This is a genomic window from Bradyrhizobium sp. USDA 336, assembly GCF_044908355.1.
Lineage (GTDB): Bacteria > Pseudomonadota > Alphaproteobacteria > Rhizobiales > Xanthobacteraceae > Bradyrhizobium > Bradyrhizobium yuanmingense.
This window is the reverse complement of sequence record NZ_JBIYDC010000002.1, coordinates 1,156,520-1,178,050: the sequence shown is the minus strand read 5'-3', so window position 1 is coordinate 1,178,050 and position 21,531 is coordinate 1,156,520. Positions and strand designations below refer to the sequence as shown.

19 protein-coding genes, 1 tRNA gene and 1 pseudogene are annotated in these 21,531 nt (G+C 64.3%); 7 read left to right on the top strand and 14 right to left on the bottom strand.

Going from position 1 to position 21,531, the window contains the following annotated elements; genetic code table 11:
• Window positions 1-154: 154 nt before the first annotated feature.
• Window positions 155-799, top strand: a complete 645-nt coding sequence (locus tag ABIA45_RS06455; RefSeq protein ID WP_157287358.1) for an NYN domain-containing protein — start codon at window positions 155-157, stop codon at window positions 797-799.
• Window positions 780-1,454: a uracil-DNA glycosylase gene (locus ABIA45_RS06450; protein WP_404651421.1), complete on the top strand. Its 675-nt coding sequence runs from the start codon at window positions 780-782 to the stop codon at window positions 1,452-1,454. The genes ABIA45_RS06455 and ABIA45_RS06450 overlap by 20 nt, the downstream gene beginning before the upstream one ends.
• Before the next feature lie 85 nt (window positions 1,455-1,539).
• On the opposite strand, the gene ABIA45_RS06445 is transcribed toward ABIA45_RS06450, so the two are convergent.
• Genes ABIA45_RS06445 through dapA form a run of 4 tightly spaced genes read right to left on the bottom strand, consistent with a single transcriptional unit; the run spans window position 1,540 to window position 4,028 of the window.
• Complete coding sequence (locus tag ABIA45_RS06445) at window positions 1,540-2,133, bottom strand: peroxiredoxin (RefSeq protein ID WP_036025520.1); 594 nt, start codon at window positions 2,131-2,133, stop codon at window positions 1,540-1,542.
• A gap of 4 nt (window positions 2,134-2,137) precedes the next feature.
• Window positions 2,138-2,611, bottom strand: a complete 474-nt coding sequence (smpB, locus tag ABIA45_RS06440) for an SsrA-binding protein SmpB (RefSeq protein ID WP_128265290.1) — start codon at window positions 2,609-2,611, stop codon at window positions 2,138-2,140.
• A 59-nt stretch (window positions 2,612-2,670) separates the two neighbouring features.
• Window positions 2,671-3,084 carry a large conductance mechanosensitive channel protein MscL gene (gene mscL / locus ABIA45_RS06435; protein ID WP_157287375.1) on the bottom strand — a complete coding sequence of 138 codons (414 nt, stop codon included), beginning with the start codon at window positions 3,082-3,084 and terminating at the stop codon, window positions 2,671-2,673.
• 53 nt (window positions 3,085-3,137) lie between these two features.
• On the bottom strand, window positions 3,138-4,028 hold the full coding sequence (dapA, locus tag ABIA45_RS06430; RefSeq protein WP_036015047.1) for a 4-hydroxy-tetrahydrodipicolinate synthase: 891 nt from the start codon (window positions 4,026-4,028) through the stop codon (window positions 3,138-3,140).
• Between the two features lie 281 nt (window positions 4,029-4,309).
• Here dapA and ABIA45_RS06425 point away from each other — a divergent pair, with 281 nt between their 5' ends.
• Both ABIA45_RS06425 and ABIA45_RS06420 read left to right on the top strand, forming a co-directional pair.
• On the top strand, window positions 4,310-6,733 hold the full coding sequence (locus ABIA45_RS06425; RefSeq protein WP_404651419.1) for a lytic transglycosylase domain-containing protein: 2,424 nt from the start codon (window positions 4,310-4,312) through the stop codon (window positions 6,731-6,733).
• 136 nt (window positions 6,734-6,869) lie between these two features.
• A pseudogene (locus tag ABIA45_RS06420) lies at window positions 6,870-7,016 on the top strand (DUF3551 domain-containing protein); the annotation flags it as partial.
• Window positions 7,017-7,048: 32 nt separating this feature from the next.
• Here ABIA45_RS06420 and ABIA45_RS06415 read toward each other — a convergent pair.
• Both ABIA45_RS06415 and ABIA45_RS06410 read right to left on the bottom strand, forming a co-directional pair.
• Complete coding sequence (locus ABIA45_RS06415) at window positions 7,049-7,360, bottom strand: DUF3551 domain-containing protein (RefSeq protein ID WP_157287352.1); 312 nt, start codon at window positions 7,358-7,360, stop codon at window positions 7,049-7,051.
• A 121-nt stretch (window positions 7,361-7,481) separates the two neighbouring features.
• Window positions 7,482-9,011 (bottom strand): porin, encoded by a 1,530-nt coding sequence (locus tag ABIA45_RS06410; RefSeq protein ID WP_271538105.1) that lies wholly within the window; start codon window positions 9,009-9,011, stop codon window positions 7,482-7,484.
• A gap of 759 nt (window positions 9,012-9,770) precedes the next feature.
• Between ABIA45_RS06410 and ABIA45_RS06405 the strand changes: the two genes are divergently transcribed.
• Window positions 9,771-9,863: transfer RNA gene (locus ABIA45_RS06405), tRNA-Ser, on the top strand.
• A gap of 376 nt (window positions 9,864-10,239) precedes the next feature.
• The gene (locus ABIA45_RS06400) at window positions 10,240-12,411 is read left to right on the top strand and encodes a tetratricopeptide repeat protein (RefSeq protein WP_404651417.1); all 2,172 of its coding nucleotides are present in this window, start codon (window positions 10,240-10,242) and stop codon (window positions 12,409-12,411) included.
• Between the two features lie 59 nt (window positions 12,412-12,470).
• On the opposite strand, the gene ABIA45_RS06395 is transcribed toward ABIA45_RS06400, so the two are convergent.
• The 8 genes from ABIA45_RS06395 to ABIA45_RS06360 all read right to left on the bottom strand — a co-directional run bounded on the left by ABIA45_RS06395 (window position 12,471) and on the right by ABIA45_RS06360 (window position 20,391).
• The gene (locus tag ABIA45_RS06395; RefSeq protein ID WP_157287348.1) at window positions 12,471-12,737 is read right to left on the bottom strand and encodes a hypothetical protein; all 267 of its coding nucleotides are present in this window, start codon (window positions 12,735-12,737) and stop codon (window positions 12,471-12,473) included.
• Window positions 12,738-14,300: 1,563 nt separating this feature from the next.
• Complete coding sequence (gene gatB / locus ABIA45_RS06390) at window positions 14,301-15,779, bottom strand: Asp-tRNA(Asn)/Glu-tRNA(Gln) amidotransferase subunit GatB (protein WP_275498656.1); 1,479 nt, start codon at window positions 15,777-15,779, stop codon at window positions 14,301-14,303.
• Window positions 15,776-16,078: a hypothetical protein gene (locus ABIA45_RS06385; RefSeq protein ID WP_156447234.1), complete on the bottom strand. Its 303-nt coding sequence runs from the start codon at window positions 16,076-16,078 to the stop codon at window positions 15,776-15,778. Before ABIA45_RS06385 ends, gatB begins: the two co-directional genes overlap by 4 nt.
• Complete coding sequence (gatA, locus tag ABIA45_RS06380; protein WP_271538108.1) at window positions 16,069-17,544, bottom strand: Asp-tRNA(Asn)/Glu-tRNA(Gln) amidotransferase subunit GatA; 1,476 nt, start codon at window positions 17,542-17,544, stop codon at window positions 16,069-16,071. The genes ABIA45_RS06385 and gatA overlap by 10 nt, the downstream gene beginning before the upstream one ends.
• Window positions 17,541-17,765, bottom strand: coding sequence for a hypothetical protein (locus tag ABIA45_RS06375; protein ID WP_404540703.1), 225 nt, complete (start codon window positions 17,763-17,765; stop codon window positions 17,541-17,543). Before ABIA45_RS06375 ends, gatA begins: the two co-directional genes overlap by 4 nt.
• 14 nt (window positions 17,766-17,779) lie before the next feature.
• The gene (gatC, locus tag ABIA45_RS06370) at window positions 17,780-18,067 is read right to left on the bottom strand and encodes an Asp-tRNA(Asn)/Glu-tRNA(Gln) amidotransferase subunit GatC (RefSeq protein ID WP_404540700.1); all 288 of its coding nucleotides are present in this window, start codon (window positions 18,065-18,067) and stop codon (window positions 17,780-17,782) included.
• A gap of 76 nt (window positions 18,068-18,143) precedes the next feature.
• Window positions 18,144-19,220, bottom strand: a complete 1,077-nt coding sequence (locus ABIA45_RS06365; RefSeq protein WP_404540697.1) for an NAD(P)H-dependent flavin oxidoreductase — start codon at window positions 19,218-19,220, stop codon at window positions 18,144-18,146.
• Window positions 19,221-19,410: 190 nt separating this feature from the next.
• On the bottom strand, window positions 19,411-20,391 hold the full coding sequence (locus tag ABIA45_RS06360) for an NAD(P)H-dependent flavin oxidoreductase (protein ID WP_404651414.1): 981 nt from the start codon (window positions 20,389-20,391) through the stop codon (window positions 19,411-19,413).
• A gap of 97 nt (window positions 20,392-20,488) precedes the next feature.
• Between ABIA45_RS06360 and ABIA45_RS06355 the strand changes: the two genes are divergently transcribed.
• Window positions 20,489-21,379, top strand: a complete 891-nt coding sequence (locus tag ABIA45_RS06355) for a LysR family transcriptional regulator (protein ID WP_157287546.1) — start codon at window positions 20,489-20,491, stop codon at window positions 21,377-21,379.
• The last annotated feature ends 152 nt before the right edge of the window (window positions 21,380-21,531 follow it).

Sequence of the window (21,531 nt, the reverse complement as noted above, 5' to 3'; positions counted from 1 at the left end):
GTGTATGCAAGTCCGCCATAACTATACCTTGATTGCCCCGACTTCTCCGGATTTGCGGTTTCGACGGGTTTCTGCGGCACTCTAGAACTGCGCGGCCTGTTGTCGCCGCGCCAACAAAAAACGATCAATCACGAACGCTACGCGAGCAAACTGAATGTCACCTTCTTCTACCAACAAGATCGCGCTCTTCATCGACGGGGCCAATCTCTACGCGACGGCGAAAACCCTCGGCTTCGACATCGACTACAAGCGCCTGCTGAAGGAGTTTCAGAGCCGCGGGACGTTATTGCGGGCGTTCTATTACACCGCCATCATCGAAGACCAGGAATACTCCTCGATCCGCCCGCTGATCGACTGGCTGGATTACAACGGCTACACGGTCGTCACCAAGGCGACCAAGGAATTCATCGACGCCTCCGGCCGCCGCAAGGTGAAGGGCAACATGGACATCGAGCTCGCCGTCGACGCCATGGAGCTCGCCGAGCACATCGACCAGATGGTGCTGTTCTCGGGTGACGGCGACTTCCGCTCCCTGGTCGAGGCCGTCCAGCGCCGCGGCGTGCGGGTCACGGTGGTCTCCACCATCGCCAGCCAGCCGCCGATGATCGCCGACGAGCTGCGCCGCCAGGCCGACGTCTTCACCGACCTCGTCGAGCTGCAATCCAAGCTCGGCCGCGATCCGTCCGAGCGCCCCGCCCCGCGTGACCGCGGCGAGCGTGGTGAACGCCACCACGCCCCGCAATTCCTCCAGCGCGCGACCACGACGGCGCCGAGGGGCGATGACGACTTCGAGGAGTGAGGCGGCCCGGTCAAGCCGCCAGCCTCTCACAATCGTTCCCGACCGTGACTGCCCGCTCTGTCCGCGCCTGGTCGCCTTCCGCCAGGCGAACCGCGCGCGCGAGCCCTCGTGGCACAATGCGCCGGTTGCGCCCTTCGGCGACATCAAGGCCCGCCTCCTGATCGTGGGCCTCGCCCCGGGAATGCAGGGCGCCAACCGCACGGGGCGGCCGTTCACGGGCGATTATGCCGGCGACCTGCTCTATGCCACGCTGATCGAATACGGCTTTGCCCGGGGCACCTATCAGGCGCGTCCCGACGACGGCCTGAAACTCGTCGACTGCCGGATCGCCAATGCCGTGCATTGCGTGCCGCCGCAGAACAAGCCGTTGCCGATCGAGATCAACACCTGCCGCCCGTTTCTCGTGGCCAATCTGGCGACGATGCCGAAGCTGCGCGCGATCGTCGCGCTCGGGCGAATTGCGCACGACAGCGTGCTCAAGCCGCTGAATTTGAAGGCCTCGCAAGCCCCCTTCGGCCACGGCGCGGTGCATCAGGCCGGCGCGTTCAGGCTCTACGACAGCTATCACTGCTCCCGCTACAACACGAACACCGGCGTGCTGACGCCAGACATGTTCAGATCCGTGTTCGCGAAGGTGAAGGCGGATCTCGATTAGCTAGAGCATGATCCGGAAAAGTGCGTAGCGGTTTTCCGAAAAGATCATGCTCAAACAATAAGCTAAAGCCCGATGACGATTCACCCTAATCGCATCGCGCTTTATTGACGGGATTCGCCTTGAGCCAGGCCAGCACGTCGCCGGCGTTCCGGTCGGGTGGAAACACCGGATAGAACACGTGCGTAATCCTGGCGTCGTCGATAACAAGCGCGAGGCGCTTGATCAGCGTCAAGCCCGCGACCTCCATGGTCGGCAAGTTCAAGGCGCGCGTCAGCGCCAGCTTCTCGTCCGAGAGCACCGGGAACGGCAGATGCAGGCGCGAGGCCATCTCGATCTGATAGTCGTTGCTCTGGGTCGAGAGACCGAATACGTGCGCGGCGCCGGCGGCCTTCAGCTCGGCGTAGAGATCGCGAAAGGCGCAGGTCTGGGGCGTGCAGCCGCGCGCTCCGGGGATCATGTCCCAATCGTCGACCAGCGCGATCTTGCCGGGCTCGCCGGTGCGGGGATAGGCGAACACCACGGTGCGGCCGCGCAGCGCCGACAGGGTGACCGATGTGTCGTCGGTCGCGAGCAGGCCGATCGGCGGCAACGTCATGCCTTCGAGATGCGCGGCGGCGCCATCGTCGGAAGGCGCGGGAATCTGGCTCCAGTCGACCTCGAGCAGGTTCCGTTGATTCATCTCGTCATCCCCTCGCCCGCAGCAGCCGGCCCTTCTCCCGGCTCCAGTCGCGCTTCTTCTCGGACTCGCGCTTGTCGTGCAGCTTCTTGCCCTTCGCAATCGCCAGCTGCAGCTTGGCCCGGCCGCGCTCGTTGAAGTAAAGCTTGAGCGGGATCAGCGTCATGCCCTCGCGGTCGACCGCGCCGATCAGCTTGTTGATCTGGCGGCGGTGGAGCAGCAGCTTTCGCGGCCGCTTCGGCTCATGGTTGAAGCGGTTGCCTTGGAGATATTCGGGAATGGTGGCGTTGATCAGCCAGATCTCGCCGTTCTTGGAATCGGCATATGATTCCGCGATCGTGCTCTTGCCGTTGCGGATCGACTTGACCTCGGTGCCGGTCAGCGCAATGCCCGCCTCGATCGTGTCCTCGATGGCGTAGTTGAAACGCGCCTTGCGATTTTCCGCCATCACCTTGATCGGACGTTCGTTCTTATCGGCCATGACGGGCAAACCTGATCGAGATGCGCTCGGATTCTAACAGTTCGGATGAAGTGGGCGCGTCACTTCTTGAGGAGATCGCGGATCTCGGTCAGCAACTCGACCTCGGCCGTCGGCTTGGGCGGAGCAGCGGGTGCCGCCTCCTCCCTGCGCTTCAAGGTGTTCATGGCGCGGATCACCAGGAACAGCACGAAAGCGACGATGATGAAGTTGATCGTCAGCGTCAGGAAGCTGCCGTAAGCAAGGACGGCGCCTTGCTTTTTGGCATCCGCCAAGTTGGTGGCGGTGACCGCCTTCGACAAGGGGATGAAGTAGTTCGAGAAGTCGAGGCCACCGGTGACGGCGCCGACGATCGGCATGATGACGTCACCCACCAGCGAGGTGACGATGCCGCCGAAGGCCGCGCCGATGATGACGCCGACTGCGAGATCGACGACGTTGCCCTTCATGGCGAACTCGCGGAACTCCTTGAGCATCCGCGCGCCCTTTTCCTCCACGCTCATGAAAGGCTCCCCGAACGTCTCATGCGTCAGTTGACCAGGCCGGCGTGAACCATCGCGCTGCGCACGGCAACCCGCGTCGGCTCGGACACCGGAACCATCGGCAGCCGCAGCGTCTCGTCCAGCTTGCCGAGCAGCGACATCGCGTACTTGATCGGCGCCGGATTGCTCTCGATGAAGAGGTTGTTGTGCAGCGGCATCAGCTTGTCGTGGATCGCGAGCGCCGCCTTGGTGTCGCCCTTCTGCCAGGCGGCGTGGAACTCCGAGCACAGGCGCGGCGCGACGTTCGAGGTCACCGAGATGCAGCCATGGCCGCCATGAGCCATGTAGCCGATGATGGTGGCGTCCTCGCCCGAGAGCTGGTTGAAGTCCTCGCCCATCGCCGCACGCTGCTGCGACACGCGTACCATGCTGGCGGTGGCGTCCTTGACCCCGGCGATGTTCTTCAGCTCCCACAGCCGCTTCATCGTGTCGACCGACATGTCGATCACCGAGCGCGGCGGGATGTTGTAGATGATGATCGGAATGCCGATCGCATCGTTGATCGCCTTGAAGTGCTGGTACATGCCTTCTTGCGTCGGCTTGTTGTAATAGGGCGTGACGATCAGCACAGCGTCTGCGCCCGCCTTTTCCGCGTGCTGGGATAGCTCGATCGCCTCCTTGGTCGAGTTGGAGCCGGCCCCGGCGATGACGGGCACGCGGCCCTTGGCTTCAGCGATGCACCATTCCACGACCTTCTTGTGCTCGTCATGGCTGAGCGTCGGGCTCTCGCCGGTGGTGCCGACCGGAACGAGGCCGTTGGTGCCCTCGGAGATCTGCCAGTTGACCAAGGAGCGGAACGCCGCCTCGTCGAGCGAGCCGTTCTTGAACGGGGTGACCAAGGCGGTGAACGACCCTCGGAATTTCGTCTTGGCTGCCATGGACTTCCTCCGTACGCGGCGATCTCTTGAGCAAGCCCCCTTCATATCGGGTCTATCCGGCCGGTAAAAGACCCGGGGGCGGTGCGAGGCTGGGTTTAGGCCGCGATTTTGCCGCGGTGCTGGTGCAAATCCGCCCGAGGTAAGCGGCTGTTGGTATTTTCTCCGCATATTCAAGCAAATTCAGCTAGGTCTTGAGCCACTTCACTGATTCGGGGCAACGAAACGCCGTGACCTCCTTTGCATCTGCCGCGTGGCGATCCCTGGGTATGGCATTGTGCCTGATGGCCGGGCTGTCGATGGACTGCGCCGCGTTCGCCAAGTCCAACGAGACGGCCGCGGAGACCAAGGATCCCGCCAAGCCAGCAGCCAAGGACGCCGCGAATGGCCCGGCCAAAGGATCAACCAAGGAAACGGCGAAGGATACGGCCAAGGGAACCGGCAAGGACGCCGCGAAGGCCGCAGGCAAGGGTACGCCTGGCACCCCCGCCAAGGACGCCGCGAAGAAGCCGGACGCCGGCAAGAACGCCAGCAAGGAACCGGCGAAGGACAAGCCCAAAGACAAACCCAAGCCTGCGGCCACCGCTCCCGTTGCCACGGCACCTCCTTCCGCGCCAAAGGCAGCGCCGACCGCGGGCGGCGCTCCGCCCAAGTCAACCCCCGCCCCGGCCGTGACTGCCACCGTCAAACCGACTGCGCCGGCCCCGGCCAGACCGGCCGCAGCTCCCATACTGGCGCCTGCAACCCGCCAGCATGCAGCGCCGCGCAAGCCGGTCATCCCGGCCGCCGTCGCTGCGACGTCATCGACGTCGCAGGCTGACAAGGACACCCTGGAGAGCGTCATCGAGCTCGTGCGCAAGCGCAAGGCCGCCGACGCCACCAATGCCGCGGCCGGCATCTCCGATCCGGTCGCGCGAAAGCTCGCCGAATGGATCATCCTGCGCAGCGAGGACAACGGCGCGACCGTGGAACGCTATCGCGCCTTCCTCTCAGCCAATCCGAGCTGGCCGTCGCAGACCTTCCTGCGCCGGCGCCTCGAGGCCGCGATGTGGGACGACAGGCGCGACGAGTCGGTCGCGTGGTCGTGGTTCGAGAACGAGTCGCCAATCTCCGCCAAGGGCCGCTTCACGCTCGCCAGGGCGATGCTGGCGCGCGGCGACCGCGCCAATGCCGAGCGGCTGGTGCGCGACGCCTGGCGCGCCGATCCGATGTCGGAGGACACCGAGAACAACGCGCTCGATCAGTTCGGCGCCCTGCTCACGCCGGGCGACCAGAAAGCGCGGATGGAAAACCTGCTCTACGGCAGCGAGAACGAGGCGGCGCTACGCGCCGCCAAGCGTCTCGGCGCCGGCTATGTCGCGCTCGCCAAGGCCCGCATCGCCGCGGTCAAGAAAGCGCCGAACGCACGGGCGCTGCTCGATGCCGTGCCGCGCGAGCTGCACGGCGATCCCGGCTTCATCTTCAGCAAGATCCAGCTGCTGCGCCGCGAGGAGAAGTTCACTGAAGCCGCCCAGCTGATGCTGTCCGCGCCGAAGGATCCGGGTCGCCTCCACAATCTCGATGAATGGTGGATCGAGCGGCGCCTCCTGGCGCGCAAGATGATCGACACCGAGGAATTCCGCAGCGCCTATCTGATCGCGCGCGACGCCGCCCTGCCCTCGCGCGACATCTACAAGACCGAGCAGGAGTTCACCGCCGGCTGGATCGCACTGCGATTCCTCAACGATCCCGCGACAGCCGCGCAGCATTTCGCCCGCATCGGGGTCGGCAGCGTCAATCCGACCGCGCTGGCGCGTGCCGGCTATTGGCAGGGCCGCGCTGCCGAGGCGATGGGCCGCCAGCAGGAGGCACGCAATGCCTATGCGCGGGCGGCCGAGCAATCGACCAGCTATTACGGCCAGCTCGCGCGCGCAAAGCTCGGCCTGCCGCAGATCGAGCTCAACAGCCAGCCGCGCGGTCGCGGCGCCGAGCGGCTCGAGATCGTGCGCGCCGCGCAACTGCTCTACGAGCTGGACGAGCGCGAGTTCGCGATACCGCTGCTCGCCGACATGGGCGAGAACGGCGATCCCGAGGCGCTCGCCGGCCTCGGCGAGCTCACCCAGCGCTACAGCGACGCGCGCGGCATGCTGCTGCTCGGCAAGGCCGCGCTCAACCGCGGCCTGCCGTTCGACTTCTACGCCTACCCCGTCAACGGCATTCCTCAGTTCACGCCGATCGGCCCCGAGGTCGAACGCAGCATCATCTATGCGATTGCGCGGCAGGAGAGCGCGTTCAACCCGTCGGTGGTCTCGCCGGCGCAGGCCTACGGGCTGATGCAGGTGACGCCGGATGCCGCCCGCTACGTCTGCAAGCGCCACGGCGCAACCTACGACCTGGGGCGGCTGAAGAACGACTCCGTCTACAACGCCACGCTCGGCTCGGCCGAGCTCGGCGGACTGCTCGAGGATTATCGCGGCTCCTACATCATGACGTTCGCCGCCTACAATGCCGGCCGCGGCAGCGTGAAGAAGTGGGTCGAGCGTTACGGCGATCCGCGCGACCCCAAGGTCGACGCGGTCGACTGGGTCGAGCTGATTCCGTTCTCCGAGACGCGCAACTATGTGCAGCGGATCATGGAGAACCTTCAAGTCTACCGCGCCCGTTTCGGCGGCGGCACCCGCTTGCAGATCGAAGCCGATCTGCGCCGCGGCGCCGTCAGCGTGCAGTAACGGCCGTCGATGGCCCGATAGAATCAGAGCCTGGTTGCTGGGCAGGGCTCGGCAGGATTCGTCAACGGCACCAGCGATCTGACATAGAGTTGGAACAAGCGTTTCGTTCCCACGCTCCGTTAGCTTATACCTCAACTGCCAGTTTTCCACTTGCAGCCAGTGCATGGCGGCCACGTCGGGCACAATCGACGCCTGCGGTCTCAACCCGACCTATGCCTTCAAGGAGTGTAAGGTCCAACATAGTGACCTGATCGCTCTCGTCGAGGGCGCCGCTCGCCCGTGAATGCGAAGCGCCTCAAGCACGGGATCCGATTCTCACCACATCCTGTCGGGGGCGGACCGGCCGTGAGGCGGGCGGACCGGGCGGGCCGAAGTCGGCTGGGACCAATATGGGTTCGCAAGGCACATCGCGGGCAATCCCATCGCAGAAGCCTTGCAATCTTCCCAGGACCGGTAGCTGCAGTAGATCCGGTTGCTGCCGCCCCACTCCCATTGCTGGAGGCACACCGGATAATTGGGGTTCAAGGGTTCGGCAGCTGCCGGTGCGAACACGGCCGTAACCCCGGCGACCATTGATGTCACGGCCAGCACGCTCAGCATCCGTCCCCAGCTCGTCGAAATGGTCATGGTCAGAAGCTCCCTTACCGCGGTCTCGAACGATCTGCCTTTTAGGTGCCCGCTTCATGACCCGCAAAGAAAAACCCCGGCAGTTTCCTGCCGGGGTTCTTCGATCAACCTAGGGTCGATCTTAGAAGTTGCGCTGAGCGCGCAGGAGCATCTGGAGGTTACCCTGATCCTTCAGCTCGTAGGTCGCTGCGGGCTTGGCAACAGCCAGGTTGGCCGTGTTGGCGCCCGTGACGACGCCAGAGTGCTTCTGGTCGAGCCAGACGTAGCTCACGTCAGCCGTGAAGGCGAGACCCTTGACCGGAGTCCAGACCAAGTTGCCACCGACAACCGCGAGGTTGAAGTCGGGGTTACAGGTCGAGCCAGCGACGGGGGCCAGAGCAGCAGCGAAGTTGGCGCAGATCAGAGCCTTGCTCGCATCGCCATAGCGGAGCGATGCATAAGCACCGTAGATGCCCGACGACCAGTTCGGGGACCAGTTGTGGGTATAACCACCGCGGAAGCCCCAGGTCTTGACGGTCTCGATCCCGGTACCGGAACCAAACACGCCATCAGCAATACCGGCGAAGCCGACGCTCTGATAGGCAATGCCGCTGCCGCCGTAGATGAAGATGGTCTGCGGGAACAGGCTCTGGAAGTTGTACCGCGAAGCACCGTCGGTGTAGACCGCCTGCAAGTTGATCGAGTCGCCCGCACCGGTCGGGATGTTCTTGATCGACAACGCACCCTGAACCGCCCAGCCCCACTTGTCCGACGGATGACCAGTGGGCTCCGTCGTACCGTAATAAGCCGAATGGAGTTCGTGCGCCGCCGCCGAGATCTGGAACAGACCCCAGGCCTGATCGACACGAACCTGACCGACGATGTCGGGCATGCGCGTGCCACCCCAATCGTTGACACCGTAGATGCCCTGGATGAAGGCAGCGCCCGCAGCTGCGGTCGTGGCGAAGCCACCAACTGCACCCGCAACGCCCGTCACGCTTGCGTTCCAAAGGTTCGACTGGCCGCCAGCGGCGGTCGTCATATCCTGCAACGCGACCGAACCCGTGATGCCCTGGCCGAAATCAGCCGTGTAGGCGACTTGGTTCACACCGGTGACGTTGTTGCTGCCGCCCGGAAGGAAGTCGGGACCGCCAGCCGGATAGCTCTGCCACGGTGCGTCGAAGATCGAGACGGTGCGGCCGAAGGTGAAACCAGCGAACTGGATGAACGCATGGTAGAGGCCGAGCGAAGCCGAACCGACCGAGAAGGCAGATGGGGCGCTGCCGGTCACCGACGTGGCATCCCAGCTGAAAACCGTATCGGCGTAGGTGCGGACCACGCCGTACTCGGTTGCCGTGCGGGTATCGATGGTGAAGTCCAAACGAGCGCGGGTCTGGTAGTAGTTGTCCAGACGGTTGTTGGCGCCGCCGGGAGCGCCCTGGCCAATGCCGTAGTCGCTGTTCGTGTTAAACAGCATGTCGGCACGCAGATAGCCGCCGAACTTGATGCAGGTGTCGGTGCCCGGAATGTAGTAGAATCCAGCACCGTACAGGGAGCAGATCTTCACGTACTCGACCGCCTTGGCCTTCACGGGGAGATCGGCTGCCTGAGCTCCGCCCACGGCGATCAGACCCGCCGCTGAGCCGAGCAAAAGGCTCTTAACCAACTTCATGTTAAACCTCCAAGTTGCTCTTCAGGGAAGGTCACTGACCGGACGGCCAATTCCCCAACCCCCTCTAAATCACCGCTTTCGGCCCCTTCGCGTCTTCGGACACACCCGCATGAACGCGAGGGACTTAAGCGAATGACCTAAACGGGACGACCTCGGGATGCCCCCCTCCGTCGCTCAGTCACAATTACCGAACGTCCTTGCACACACAACAAGAGAACGCTCCGAAACGGGCCGTTGCAGCGTGTTTTCCAACGGGTGTTGCACAAATAACACGGAGATGTGATCAAACCGCTCTCATAACGCGTTGTTTACATTGAGGTTTTCGGAGCGGTTCCAAATGCCATCAAAGTTCCGCACATGAGGCGCCGCGCGCGAGAGCTCGGCTTGAGCCAGCTTTGAGGCGCTCGAATCGTGGAATCAGAAGGAGACTCAATGGGCAGGCATCGACCTGCCTCCCCGCCGCAATCTGACGAAGCAGGTCCCTGCAATGCCTCGGCCGCCCGGGTCGCGCGCTCTATCCCTCTCTATATGGAGATATGGAGGTTGCGGGGCGGGACGACCGGGCCGGACAGCTCGGCGAAGCAGGATCTGGAGGTGCTCGTCCTTTCTTTGCACCTTTGAATTTCCTCGCAAATTCAGCGCCATGCCCTCGTTCGAGCGCAAACCCGTCTCGTTTCGCAAATCACTGGGAATATTCGAGCGAAAACACGCGCTTCCAAATTGACCAGCCCGAGCAAATAGATGCATAAGGCTCGCACCGGAGAGGTGGCCGAGTGGCTGAAGGCAACGCTTTGCTAAAGCGTCATACGGTCTCAAGCTGTATCGAGGGTTCGAATCCCTCCCTCTCCGCCACCCCAGAATCCCGGAAGCAGAATCAAGGTCTCTGCGCGCGTCCAGCGGAAGGCGAAGGGCGACGCCGGCACGAAAGTTCCGCAGAAGGATGAGGGCGGCGAGCCCCCCGATTCGCGCGCTCCTTATATATGTGAGCCCCCACCCAAAATGCCGGATCGCCAGACCCGCCAATGCGAGGGCGCTATCAGCACGGCCTCGTCGGCCCAGACATTGAGCCAGATGCCGCTCTTGCGCCGGCATGGAAAGGACCATGGCACAATTCCTGTTTGGTGCAGACGCCCGAGCTCCAGGTCGCACTCGTCGGGAGCGATCTGAATCGGCAGCCATCGTCTATTCGTAGCCTGGTTGCTCATGCCGTCGGATTCCAGGCGGCGGTGTGACGGAGAAACTTCACGGCACCGGGCCTGCCCGTGCGAAACAAGCGCAGGCGGCGCGGCCGTTGTTCTCGCGGGCAAAGGTGACTAGAGTTTTTGCACCATTTCGCCCGAGCACAGACCCCCCTACGTCGGGTCGAGAAACCCATCGCATGTCGCAACAAGGCCGCAACAAGGGAGCCTCGGCCCCCTCCTCAATCCATCCGTCAGCTATTCTGGACCAGGCAATTGCGGCGCACCGTTCGGGCAATCTGTCGGAAGCGGAACGGGCCTACACGACCATCCTGAAGGGGAGCAGAACGCATGCCGTCGCGCTCCATATGCTGGGGCTGTTGCACGCCCAGCGCGGCCATTTTGCGGACGCCGAGCCTTTGCTGAAGAAGGCTGCACGTGTCGACCCCGGCAATCCCGACGTTCTTTTCAACTATGCCAACGTGCTGCGCGCGCTGAACAAGCCGGACGATGCGCTCGCCTGGCTTGCGAAAGTAATCGCCCTGGCTCCGAACTTCGCGGACGCGCATCTCAATCGCGGAGCGATCCTCATTGCACGGCAGCAGCTTCGCGACGCCATAGCCGAGTTTGATCGCGCCATTGCGATCGCACCGTCGAGCGCCGCGTTCGCCAACCGAGGCAGCGCGTTGCACCAGCTTGGCCGACTCGAGGAAGCGCGTGACAGCTACGGCCGCGCCATCGAGCTTGCACCGGGCGACCCACAGAACCATTTCGCGTTATCTGAGGTTCTTGGCCAGCTGGGGCGAGACGACCAAGCGATCGTGGCTCTGGAACGAACGGTCGCACTTGATAAGACGTTCCCGTTTGCGCTGAGCAACCTGGTAGCTTTCAAGCGGAAGCGCGCCGACTGGAGCAGTTTCGAACGTGAACAGGCCGCCATGGACGAGGCTGTCGAGGCGGGCGTGCCGATCGACCCCTTCGCCTTCTTTCATGTCTCCTCATCGCCTGCACGCCAATTGACCTGCGCGAAAGCCTATGTCGCCAAGGTGACCCCCGACGGGGTTGCCGCCAGACCCGCAATGCCGAGTCCAGCGTCCCGGCTCCGGGTCGCGTACATGTCGGCCGATTTTCGCGGTCATGCCACCGCGTATTTGATGGCCGGAATCTTCGAGGCCCACGACCGCGAGCGCTTCGACGTCACCGCCATCTCCTGCGGGCCCGACGACGACAGCCAGATGCGCAACCGCCTGAGGGCCGCATTCGAACGTTTTGAAGATGTCAGCGATCTCGCCGACGAGGACGTCGTCAAGCTGATCGGCCAGCTCGAGATCGAGGTTCTCGTCGATCTCGGCGGCTTCACCGCCGGTGCACGGCCGAAAATCATTGCGCGCCGGCCGGCTCCTATCCAGGTGAGCTATCTCGGCTTTCCCGGCACGATGGGCGCCCCCTATGTCGACTATCTCATGGCCGACCGGATCGTCATCCCCGAAGCAGAGCAGCCTTATTACGCCGAGAAGGTGATCTATCTTCCCAATAGCTACCAGGCGACCGACGCGAAGCGACCGCTCCCCTCAAATCCACCGAGTCGGAGCCAGCTCGGACTGGCGGACGATGCGTTCGTCTACTGCGCGTTCAACAGAAGCCCCAAGATCACGCCGCCATTGTTCGGCGTCTGGATGCGGCTGCTCGACAAGACCCCCGGAAGCGTCCTTTGGCTGCTGGATGGTGACCCGGTCGCCACGGAGAATCTGAAGCGCGAAGCCGTTGCGCGGGGGATTGCCGCCGAGAGAATCGTGTTCGCTCCGCGCGTCCCAGCTGACGAGCATTTGGCGCGCCACCAGGTCGCCGATCTGTTCCTGGACACATTGCCCTACAACGCCCACACCGGGGCCAGCGACGCCCTCTGGGCTGGCCTGCCGGTCCTGACGTGCATTGGGACCGCCTTCGCCGGACGCGTTGCAGCCAGTCTCCTGAACGCCGTAGGCCTTCCCGAGCTGGTGACGCGATCGCTGGAGGAATATGAGGCTTTGGCGCTTCGGATCGCGCACGATTCCGAGCTTCGCGTCGCGCTCAGGAGCAAGCTGGCGGCGCGCCGGACCACTTGGCCGCTTTTCGATACTGTCCGCATGACGCGGGATATCGAAAAGGCATTCGACGAAATCTGGCGCAGGCATCGCGCCGGCGAAGCGCCGGCCTCGTTTGCCGTGCAAACCTTACTATGAAGCCGCCGCGGCGCGATGGCGCCGCACGGTCAAGGTCCGGTTCCCAAGCGACGTGACGCTCAGTGCGCGCAGACCCAGGCTCTCGCCTCACGCTGCGCGGCGGAGATCTCGGCGTCCGACATCTGGCCGGCGATTTCCTGGCGCAGCACCACGGCGTCCTTACGGCCCTTCAGCGCGGCGAGATTGAACCATTTGTGCGCGGCGACGAGATCGACGATGCCGGAGCGGCCGCTCGCCCAATAGATCCCGCGCTCGAACAGCACGTCCGACAGCGCGCTCGCATCGACCGGCGTCGCCGTCTCCAGATCGAAAGTACCCTGAAACATCACGCATCCCCTTTGTTCTTATGCCGCCTCGTCCCCCGAGCGCGGCTCCCGTCCAACCTCTGATGTGCATGGCCCGTCCCGGGATCGTGCACTGTTCAACTCTTCCCCATCGCCGTTTGCCGGCTTGTTGGAGGCGATGATGGCGGGCAAATTTGAATGGCAGTTTAAGCATCGCGATGAAGCAGACGTAAACGCGGGCGGGCGCCTCCTCTGCCGAGAATTCAAGAAGTCCTTGATTCGCAGGCGCTTCTGTCATTCGTCAGATTCGGTTTACTCTGGGATTTCAGGACATCGATAACCATCGCGCGCGGTGGCGCAGGTCATGTGGCTGCTTTTCTTGTCGTCATCCGCGCCCCGGCTTCGCCTGGGCATTCGGTCTCGGGCCGTCCAAGTTCGGCGAAGGCGGCAGGCGGGTGATCCAGTATCCAGCCGCCGCAATCGTTCCACGACAAGCCGCGCGTGCTGGATCGGCCCGTCGGAGCCGGGCGGCGACACCGCAGGGCGAAACGGCGCGCGATCACGCCACAGGCCGCCTTGCCTCTCCAAGCCAAGCGATCAAGCCGGCATGACAGAAGCGCGCTCGGACGCGACGCGGTCAAATCAACGATGTGAGGGAGAGGAATGCCGGCAATGCCCCGGCTTCAAGGGAACGAGGGCGTCGGCGAACACGTCAGGACCAGATTCCACTTTGGCCCGAAGGCCTGTCGTGAAATTGCGGAGCCCGTTTGAGGAGAACCGCACCGAACGAAGAAAACTCGTTTCTTCTGCCGGACCGCGAAAGAGAACGGTCCGACCGTTGACCTGATGTCTCGCCGACACCCTCTATCGTCGACCAGAACCTCTAGGAGGCGCTGATGACGTGCCGGCTATCTGGAGCCGGCAACTTCAGAAGCGAAGTTACTTCTTCTTCGCGACCTTGCGGGTCTTCTTCGCAGTCTTCTTCACTGCGCTCTTCGCCTTCTTCGCCTTCTTCGCCTTCTTCGCTTTCTTGGCCATGTTGCCCTCCGATGTGTGAGATGGCTTTAATCGCTGCGTGCACTCGGGGATCGAATGCACTCATCCCGAATACACCAACACGAAGAAAAAAACAGCTTCTCGCTTAAAGAAGTGTTGACGCAGCAAGGCGCCTGCGCTTGGCGGGCACGACGCAGGCGCTTCGTACGACGTGCACTTGCGATCATGCAGAGCGCTCGCATCGCCGACGTTCGCGAACGATGCGACTGCACGAAAACACTATGCAGCAAGTATTTTTCCGCACGCGCGCATCGTGCGCGATCGACGCGGCGATGCGCATCGACCAACGTGCGGTCGCCTCGCGAAAGCGCTTCGCGGACTCTGAGTCGCGATTTTTGGCAACGAAAATATTTTCATGCTTAACGGCGCAGGCGCTCGCCGGAGCGCGTTCAAGCCGCCGTTTCGGGCGAATCGCGCGGCGGCGATTCGCTGCCGCATCGCCGTCGATCGGGATGGCGTTTGCCGTTCGCGGATGCGCGCGAGCGTCGCACCGGGAGGCGAAAGAGAGGTGACGAAATGTCTCCGTCACCTCGTTCGAATGCGTGAGGCTTAGACGCCGAGCTTGGACTTGAGCAGGTCGTTGACGCTCTGCGGGTTGGCCTTGCCGCCGGATGCCTTCATCACCTGGCCGACGAACCAGCCGAGCGATTGCGGCTTGTCCTTCACCTGCGCCGCCTTGTCGGGATTGGCCGCGATGATGTCGTCGACCACCTTTTCGATCGCAGAGAGATCCGTGACCTGCTTCATGCCACGGCTTTCGACCAGCGCGCGGGGATCGCCACCCTCCTGCCAGACGATTTCGAACAGATCCTTGGCGATCTTGCCCGAGATCGTGCCCTCGCCGATCAGGTCGATGATCGCAGCCAGTTGCCCGGCATTGACGGGCGAGGCCGTAATATCCCGGCCTTCCTTGTTGAGACGGCCGAACAGCTCGTTGATCACCCAGTTCGCCGCCATCTTGCCGTCGCGGGCGCGGTTGGCGAGCTTGTCGAGCACCGTCTCGTAGAACAGCGCGCTCTCGCGCTCGGCGACCAGCACGCTCGCATCATAGGCCGAGAGGCCGAAATCAGCGACGAAGCGCGCCTTCTTCTGGTCCGGCAGCTCCGGCAGCTTCGCCTTCAGCGCGTCGACGAAGTCCTGGCTGAACTCCAGCGGCAACAGGTCGGGGTCGGGGAAGTAGCGATAGTCGTGCGCCTCCTCCTTCGACCGCATCGAGCGCGTCTCACCCTTGTTGGGATCGAACCGGCGCGTCTCCTGCTCGATCTCGCCCCCGTCCTCCAGGATCTCGATCTGGCGCCGCGCTTCATACTCGATCGCCTGGCCGATGAAGGCGATCGAGTTCATGTTCTTGATCTCGCAACGGGTGCCGAGCGGCGCGCCCGGCCTGCGCACGGACACGTTGACGTCGGCGCGCAGGGATCCCTTCTCCATGTCACCGTCGCAGGTGCCGAGGTAGCGCATGATCGAGCGCAGCTTGGTTACATAGGCCTTGGCCTGCTCGGCGTCGCGGATATCAGGCTTCGAGACGATCTCCATCAGCGCCACGCCAGAGCGGTTGAAATCGATGTAGGACAGCGACGGCGACCGGTCGTGCAGCATCTTGCCGGGATCCTGTTCCAGATGCAGCCGCTCGATACCGATGGTGGCCGTCTTGCCGCCATCGAGATCGATGATCACCTCACCCTCGCCCACGATGGGCGATTTGTACTGGCTGATCTGGTAGCCCTGCGGCAGGTCCGGATAGAAATAGTTCTTGCGGTCGAACACCGAGCGCAGGTTGATCTGCGCGTTGAGGCCGAGCCCGGTCCGGACAGCCTGCCTGACGCATTCCTCGTTGATGACCGGCAGCATGCCCGGCATCGCGACGTCGACCAGCGACACTTGGCTGTTCGGCTCGCCGCCGAAGGCGGTGGACGCGCCTGAGAACAGTTTGGCGTTCGAGGTCACCTGGGCATGGATCTCCATGCCGATGACCATCTCCCAGTCACCGGTTGAGCCCTTGAGAAGCTTGTGCGTGGCCGTGCTCATGTCCTGCTCCCGAGCAGCGTGGCAGCGATCCGCTCCCACTCCGCTTCCAATGAATCCTTTGCCGCCGGCTGACCGGCCTGGCGATACCAATAGCCGGCATTGCCGAGATCGCCTTCGACACGGTGCAAATAGGCGTGCACCCAGGCGGCCTCGCGGCTGCTCTCGTCCTGAACGATCGTGTGCGCGCGGTCCCAGTCGCCCTTCGCCGCCCACCAGAGGCCGGCGAGCGGCGCGTTCAGGTCCGGCGCGGGCGCCGCGCCGCCGAGGCTCGCGATGAAATCAGCGACATTCACCACCACCTCGCGGGCGTGAAGCGGCCGGCGGCCTGCTCGATCACCTCGCCGAGCGAGAACAGCGTCTCCTCATCGAACGGACGGCCGATCAGTTGCAGCCCGAGCGGCAGGCCCTGCGCGTCCTTGCCGGCGGGCACCGCGATGCCGGGCAGGCCCGCCATGTTCACGGTCACCGTGAAGATGTCGTTGAGATACATCTCGACCGGGTCGGCGCCGCCCTTCTCGCCGATGCCGAAGGCCGCCGACGGCGTCGCCGGGGTGAGGATGGCGTCGACGCCCTTGGCGAAGCAGTCTTCAAAATCCTTCTTGATCAGCGTGCGCACCTTCTGCGCGCGCAGGTAATAGGCGTCGTAATAGCCGGCCGAGAGCACGTAGGTGCCGATCATGACGCGGCGGCGCACCTCTGCGCCAAAGCCTTCGGCGCGGGTGTTTTCGTAGAGCTCGGTGATGTTCTTACCCTGCTCGCGCAGGCCGTAGCGTACGCCGTCATAGCGCGCGAGATTCGACGAAGCCTCCGCCGGCGCCACGATGTAATAGGCCGGCAGCGCGTATTTGGTGTGCGGCAGCGACACCTCGACGAGCTCGGCGCCCGCCGCTTTCAGCCACGCCGCGCCCGCTTCCCAAAGCTTCTCGATCTCGGCCGGCATGCCGTCGAGGCGATACTCCCGGGGGATGCCGATCTTCATGCCCTTCACGGATTTGCCGATCGCCGCCTCGTAATTCGGTACGGGGATATCGACCGACGTCGTGTCCTTGGGATCGTGGCCCGCCATCGAGCGGAGCAGCATCGCGGCATCGCGTACGCTGCGCGCGATCGGACCCGCCTGGTCCAGCGAGGAGGCAAAGGCGACGATGCCCCAGCGCGAGCAGCGGCCATAGGTCGGCTTGATGCCGACGGTCGCGGTGAACGCGGCCGGCTGGCGGATCGAGCCGCCGGTATCGGTCGCGGTCGCGCCCATGCAGAGCAGCGCCGCCACGGCCGAGGCCGAGCCGCCGGATGAGCCGCCCGGCACCAGCGTCGTGTTGCTGCCCTCGCGCCGCCAGGGATTGCCGACGGGGCCGAAGCACGAGGTCTCGTTGGCCGAGCCCATCGCGAACTCGTCATTGTTGAGCTTGCCGAGCATCACCGCGCCGTCGCGCCAGAGCTGCGAGGTGACGGTGGACTCATAGGTCGGCACGAAATTGCCGAGGATCTTCGAGCACGCCGTGGTGCGCACGCCCTTGGTCGCGAACAGATCCTTGATGCCGAGCGGGATGCCGGCGAGCGGGCCGCCCTCATCCCTGGCGATCTTCTCGTCCGCCGCCTTGGCCATGTCGCGCGCCTGGTCCGGCGTCTCCATCACGAAGGCATTGAGCACGCGCGCAGCTTCGATCGCGGACAGATGCGCATCCGTGAGCTCGAGCGACGTGAAAGTTTTTGCCGCGAGACCCTTGCGGGCCTCGGCGAGCGTCAGCGATGTCAAATCGGTCATTTATTGATCGGGCTGCAGAAGAACGGAGACAGGGTCTTGTCGTCGGCCGGGTCGTCTTGCATGACGTTTTTCTTGGCGGCGGCTTTCGCGGCCGCCTCGATCTCGTCGAGCACGGCATTGACGGCGACGTCGGGATCGGCAGCCTTGCCCTGCCGCTCCATCTTGTCGAGGTAATTCATGTAGGCCTGATAGGCCTTCTCATCGTCGCAAAGCAGGCACATCGAACCTAACCTGTTTATTCAACGACCTTCGGCACCAGGAAGAAGTGACCTTCGGTCGCGGGCGCGTTGGCAACGATATCGTCGGCGATCCCGCCGTCATCGACCACGTCCTGCCGCTTCTTCATCTGCATCGGGGTGACCGAGGTCATCGGCTCCACGCCCTCGACATTGACCTCCGAGAGCTGCTCGACGAAAGCGAGCATGGTGTTGAGCTCGCCCTGCAGATGCGGAACCTCGTCCTCGGAAACCGCAATGCGCGCCAGATGCGCGATGCGGCGGACGGTAGCGGCGTCGACGGACATTATATAAGGCCTCTTACGGCAAAACCTATGTGCCGTATAGCAGAGGCCGGTTTTGCGCCGCAACCGGCGCTTCCCCCTATCCGGCGAGGGCCTTTATGCGCCCCAGCGCCGATTTGGCGAGGTCCCGGGTCAATTCGGCGGCGGGAAGCTCGCGGCCCAGCGCAACGGCCTGCCCTGCCCAGAGATTGGTGAAATCCACCATGCCCTGCTTTTCGGCAGCCGCCTTCAGCGGCCCCAGCGCCGTCGCGGCGTGGGGAAATGGCGGCGCATCCGGCGAGATCGGGCCGGCCTCGCGCATCAGCCGGTTCTGCATCCCCCGCGCGGGCCGGCCGGTCATGACATTGGTGATCACGGTGGAATCGTCCCCCGCCTCAGCGAGCGCCTTGCGGCCGGCCGCGCTGAGCTTGGATTCCGGGCAGCGCAGATAGGCGCTGCCGATCTGCACGCCGGCGGCACCGAGCGCGAAGGCCGCGGCAATGCCGCGCCCGTCGGCGATACCGCCCGCCGCGATCACCGGCACCTTCACGGCATCGACGACCTGCGGCACCAGCGCGAAGGTGCCGGGCTGCTCGGCGATCTTGTCGGTCAGGAACATGCCGCGATGGCCACCCGCTTCCGCTCCTTGCGCGATCACGGCATCGACGCCGCGCTCTTCCAGCCAGACCGCCTCTTTCACCGTGGTGGCAGACGAGATGACGAGGCAACCCGCCGCCTTGACGCGCCTCAGCAGCGCTTGCTCCGGTAGGCCGAAATGGAAGCTGACGACCTCCGGCTTCAGCTCCTCGACCACCTCGCAGAACGCTGCATCGAATGGCGCGCGGTTCGCAGCCGCGATCGGCGCGGAGGGATCGAGACCGTGCTCGGAATAGTATTCCGCGAGCCGCTGCTTCCACCGCGCCTCGGCTTCGCGCGTCAGATCGACCGGCGTATGGCAGAAGAAATTCATGTTCACCGGCGCCTTGACGCGCTGGCGGATGAGACCAACTTGCTCGCGCGCCTTCTCCGGCGAGATCATCGCACAAGGCAGCGACCCCAGCGCCCCGCCCTGCGCCGCCGCAATCACCAGCTCCGCATCCATCACGCCAGCCATCGGCGCCAGCACGATCGGGAATTCGGTCTTGAAGAGATCGATCAGTCGACGGTCAGGCCACATGGTTGTTCTCTCGTTCTTTCTTGCCCTCCCTTGGAGGTTGGGGAGGGTCGGTTCGCATGTAGCGAAGCGAAATGCGAAGCGGGGTGGGGTGATCTCCCAACACGGGTACCGCCTCAATGGAGAGACTGTCACCCCACCCCGCTCGCGCTTCGCGCGATCGACCCTCCCCCTCCAGGGGAGGGTAGGAAGTCTACGCCGCTGCCACCGCCGAGTTTCTCCGCCCGGCGATCAACTGCTCCGCCTCCGCCGCAATCCGCTCGACGATCTCCGCCGCCGGTGGGATATCATGAATCAACCCAACCGCCTCGCCGGCGATCACGGCCGCGACATCGAAATTGCCCGCCGCCCTTGCTGCCGCATACTCGGAAGCGACTGCGGCAACATTCTGCATCAGCTCGACCTCGCGGCCGATCCAGCGCTTGGCATGATCGTTGACGAGGCACCGCCCGGTAAACGGCGCCGGCCAGACATTGTTGCGGGAGAGATCGAAGAGGATGCCGCGCACGGTCGAACCGGAGTTCGCCGCGCAGATGCGGCGCTTGGCCTCCTCCGCACCGTCGGCCTCCTGAGTAGCATAGAAGCGCGTGCCGAGCAGCACGCCGCTCGCGCCCAGCATCATCATGGCCGCGAGGCCGCGCCCGTCCGCAATGCCGCCAGCCGCCACCACTGGAACGCGCCCCGCGACGAGATCGACGATGGCGGGCACGAGATCGACAGTGGTGCGCGAAGCGCCATGACCGCCCGCCTCCGTGCCTTGCGCGATCAGGATGTCAGCACCGGCATCGAGCGCCTGCCGCGCCATCGCTTCGTCCTGAATCTGGCAGATCAGACGCGTGCCGGCGGCCTTGATCTTGGGCGCCAACGGCGCGGGATCGCCGAACGACAACATGATCGCGTCTGGTTTCGCAGCGAGCGCGACATCGAGAAGCTCGGGCCGCTTGGCGAGGCTCCAGGTGATGAAGCCGATCCCGAACGGTGCACTGAGGTCGGCGAGCTTCGCCGTCTCCTGCTCCAGCCAGACCCGCTCGCCATAGCCGCCGCCAAGAATGCCGAACCCGCCGGCGCGGCTCACCGCCGCGACCAGACGGCTGCCGGCAATCACATCCATCGGCGCCAACAGGATCGGATGCTCGATTCCCAGCAGCGTGGTCAGCGACGTCGTCATCGGCATGGCTCCTCCCCGATCTGGACAGCGAGACTAGGCGCGACTAGCATTCTCGAAAATTGAATTGTTGCGAACGCTGCCATCTCAAAAGCGAAACGACACCATGGAACTCAGCGATATCAAGACCTTCGCCGCGGTCGCCCGCACCGGCGGCATCACCCGCGCCGCCGAGGAGCTCAACACCGTGCAGTCGAACGTCACCCAGCGCGTGAAGGCGCTGGAGGCGGAGATCGGCACGCCGCTGTTCGAGCGGCACTCGCGCGGCATGACGCTGACAGGCGCCGGCAAGCGCCTCCTCCCCTATGCGCAAAAAATGGCGGCGCTGTCGCGCGAAGCCTTGCTCGCCGCGCGTGACGATGGCGAGCCGAAAGGACCGCTCGCGATCGGCTCGATGGAGACCACGGCAGCCGTGCGATTACCGCCGCTGCTCGCCGATTTCCACCGCCGCTTCCCGGCCGTGCGCCTCTCCTTGCGCACCGCGCCGACCGCCGACCTCGTCGCGAGCGTGCTCGACGGTACGCTCGACGGCGCCTTCGTCGCCGGACCCATCGCGCATGACGACCTCTCCACGACGAGCGCGTTCGGCGAAGAGCTGGTGCTGGTCAGCGCGCGCCGCTGGGCCTCGCTCGCCGAGCTGCGCGCCGGCACGTCGGAGTCGGGTCCGACCGCGCTGGTGTTCCGCACCGGCTGCACCTATCGCCAGCGGCTCGAACAGATTTTCGTCGAATTCGGCTGGCCGTCGGCGGCGCGCTTCGAGCTCGGCACGCTCGACGGCATGATCGGCTGCGTCGCCGCCGACATGGGCGTGACGCTGCTGCCGCGCGCCGTCGTGGAACGCAGCGCGATGAACGGCGCCGTCGCCGTCCACACGCTGAGCCCGTCACATGCACGTGTCGAAACACTCTTCATCCAGCGCCGCGCCGGACATCAATACAGCGCGCTGAGCGGTTTTGCCGATTGCCTGAAGAAGGACGAGGACGTCATCGCGGCATGACGGAGCGCCAACGTTCCACGCCACGAAATTCGTCACAAATCCATCGCGTTTGAATCGATCCGCGCTGCGTGCCGCCATCGCAGCGCAGCACTTCGAAAAGCTTTGAAGCCCCCGCTTCTTCTACGTTAGGATGAGTGACTGGCCAGCGCGAA

Coding starts and splice junctions, on each gene's coding strand:
- ABIA45_RS06365 (WP_404540697.1), bottom strand. CDS start 19,220: ATGTGGCCTGACCGTCGACTGATCGATCTCTTCAAGACCGAATTCCCG.
- gatB (WP_275498656.1), bottom strand. CDS start 15,779: ATGAGCACGGCCACGCACAAGCTTCTCAAGGGCTCAACCGGTGACTGG.
- ABIA45_RS06395 (WP_157287348.1), bottom strand. CDS start 12,737: ATGTTTCAGGGTACTTTCGATCTGGAGACGGCGACGCCGGTCGATGCG.
- ABIA45_RS06415 (WP_157287352.1), bottom strand. CDS start 7,360: ATGACCATTTCGACGAGCTGGGGACGGATGCTGAGCGTGCTGGCCGTG.
- ABIA45_RS06450 (WP_404651421.1), top strand. CDS start 780: ATGACGACTTCGAGGAGTGAGGCGGCCCGGTCAAGCCGCCAGCCTCTC.
- gatC (WP_404540700.1), bottom strand. CDS start 18,067: ATGTCCGTCGACGCCGCTACCGTCCGCCGCATCGCGCATCTGGCGCGC.
- ABIA45_RS06355 (WP_157287546.1), top strand. CDS start 20,489: ATGGAACTCAGCGATATCAAGACCTTCGCCGCGGTCGCCCGCACCGGC.
- ABIA45_RS06360 (WP_404651414.1), bottom strand. CDS start 20,391: ATGCCGATGACGACGTCGCTGACCACGCTGCTGGGAATCGAGCATCCG.
- ABIA45_RS06445 (WP_036025520.1), bottom strand. CDS start 2,133: ATGAATCAACGGAACCTGCTCGAGGTCGACTGGAGCCAGATTCCCGCG.
- gatA (WP_271538108.1), bottom strand. CDS start 17,544: ATGACCGATTTGACATCGCTGACGCTCGCCGAGGCCCGCAAGGGTCTC.
- mscL (WP_157287375.1), bottom strand. CDS start 3,084: ATGCTCAAGGAGTTCCGCGAGTTCGCCATGAAGGGCAACGTCGTCGAT.
- dapA (WP_036015047.1), bottom strand. CDS start 4,028: ATGGCAGCCAAGACGAAATTCCGAGGGTCGTTCACCGCCTTGGTCACC.
- ABIA45_RS06425 (WP_404651419.1), top strand. CDS start 4,310: ATGGCCGGGCTGTCGATGGACTGCGCCGCGTTCGCCAAGTCCAACGAG.
- ABIA45_RS06375 (WP_404540703.1), bottom strand. CDS start 17,765: ATGTGCCTGCTTTGCGACGATGAGAAGGCCTATCAGGCCTACATGAAT.
- ABIA45_RS06455 (WP_157287358.1), top strand. CDS start 155: ATGTCACCTTCTTCTACCAACAAGATCGCGCTCTTCATCGACGGGGCC.
- ABIA45_RS06410 (WP_271538105.1), bottom strand. CDS start 9,011: ATGAAGTTGGTTAAGAGCCTTTTGCTCGGCTCAGCGGCGGGTCTGATC.
- smpB (WP_128265290.1), bottom strand. CDS start 2,611: ATGGCCGATAAGAACGAACGTCCGATCAAGGTGATGGCGGAAAATCGC.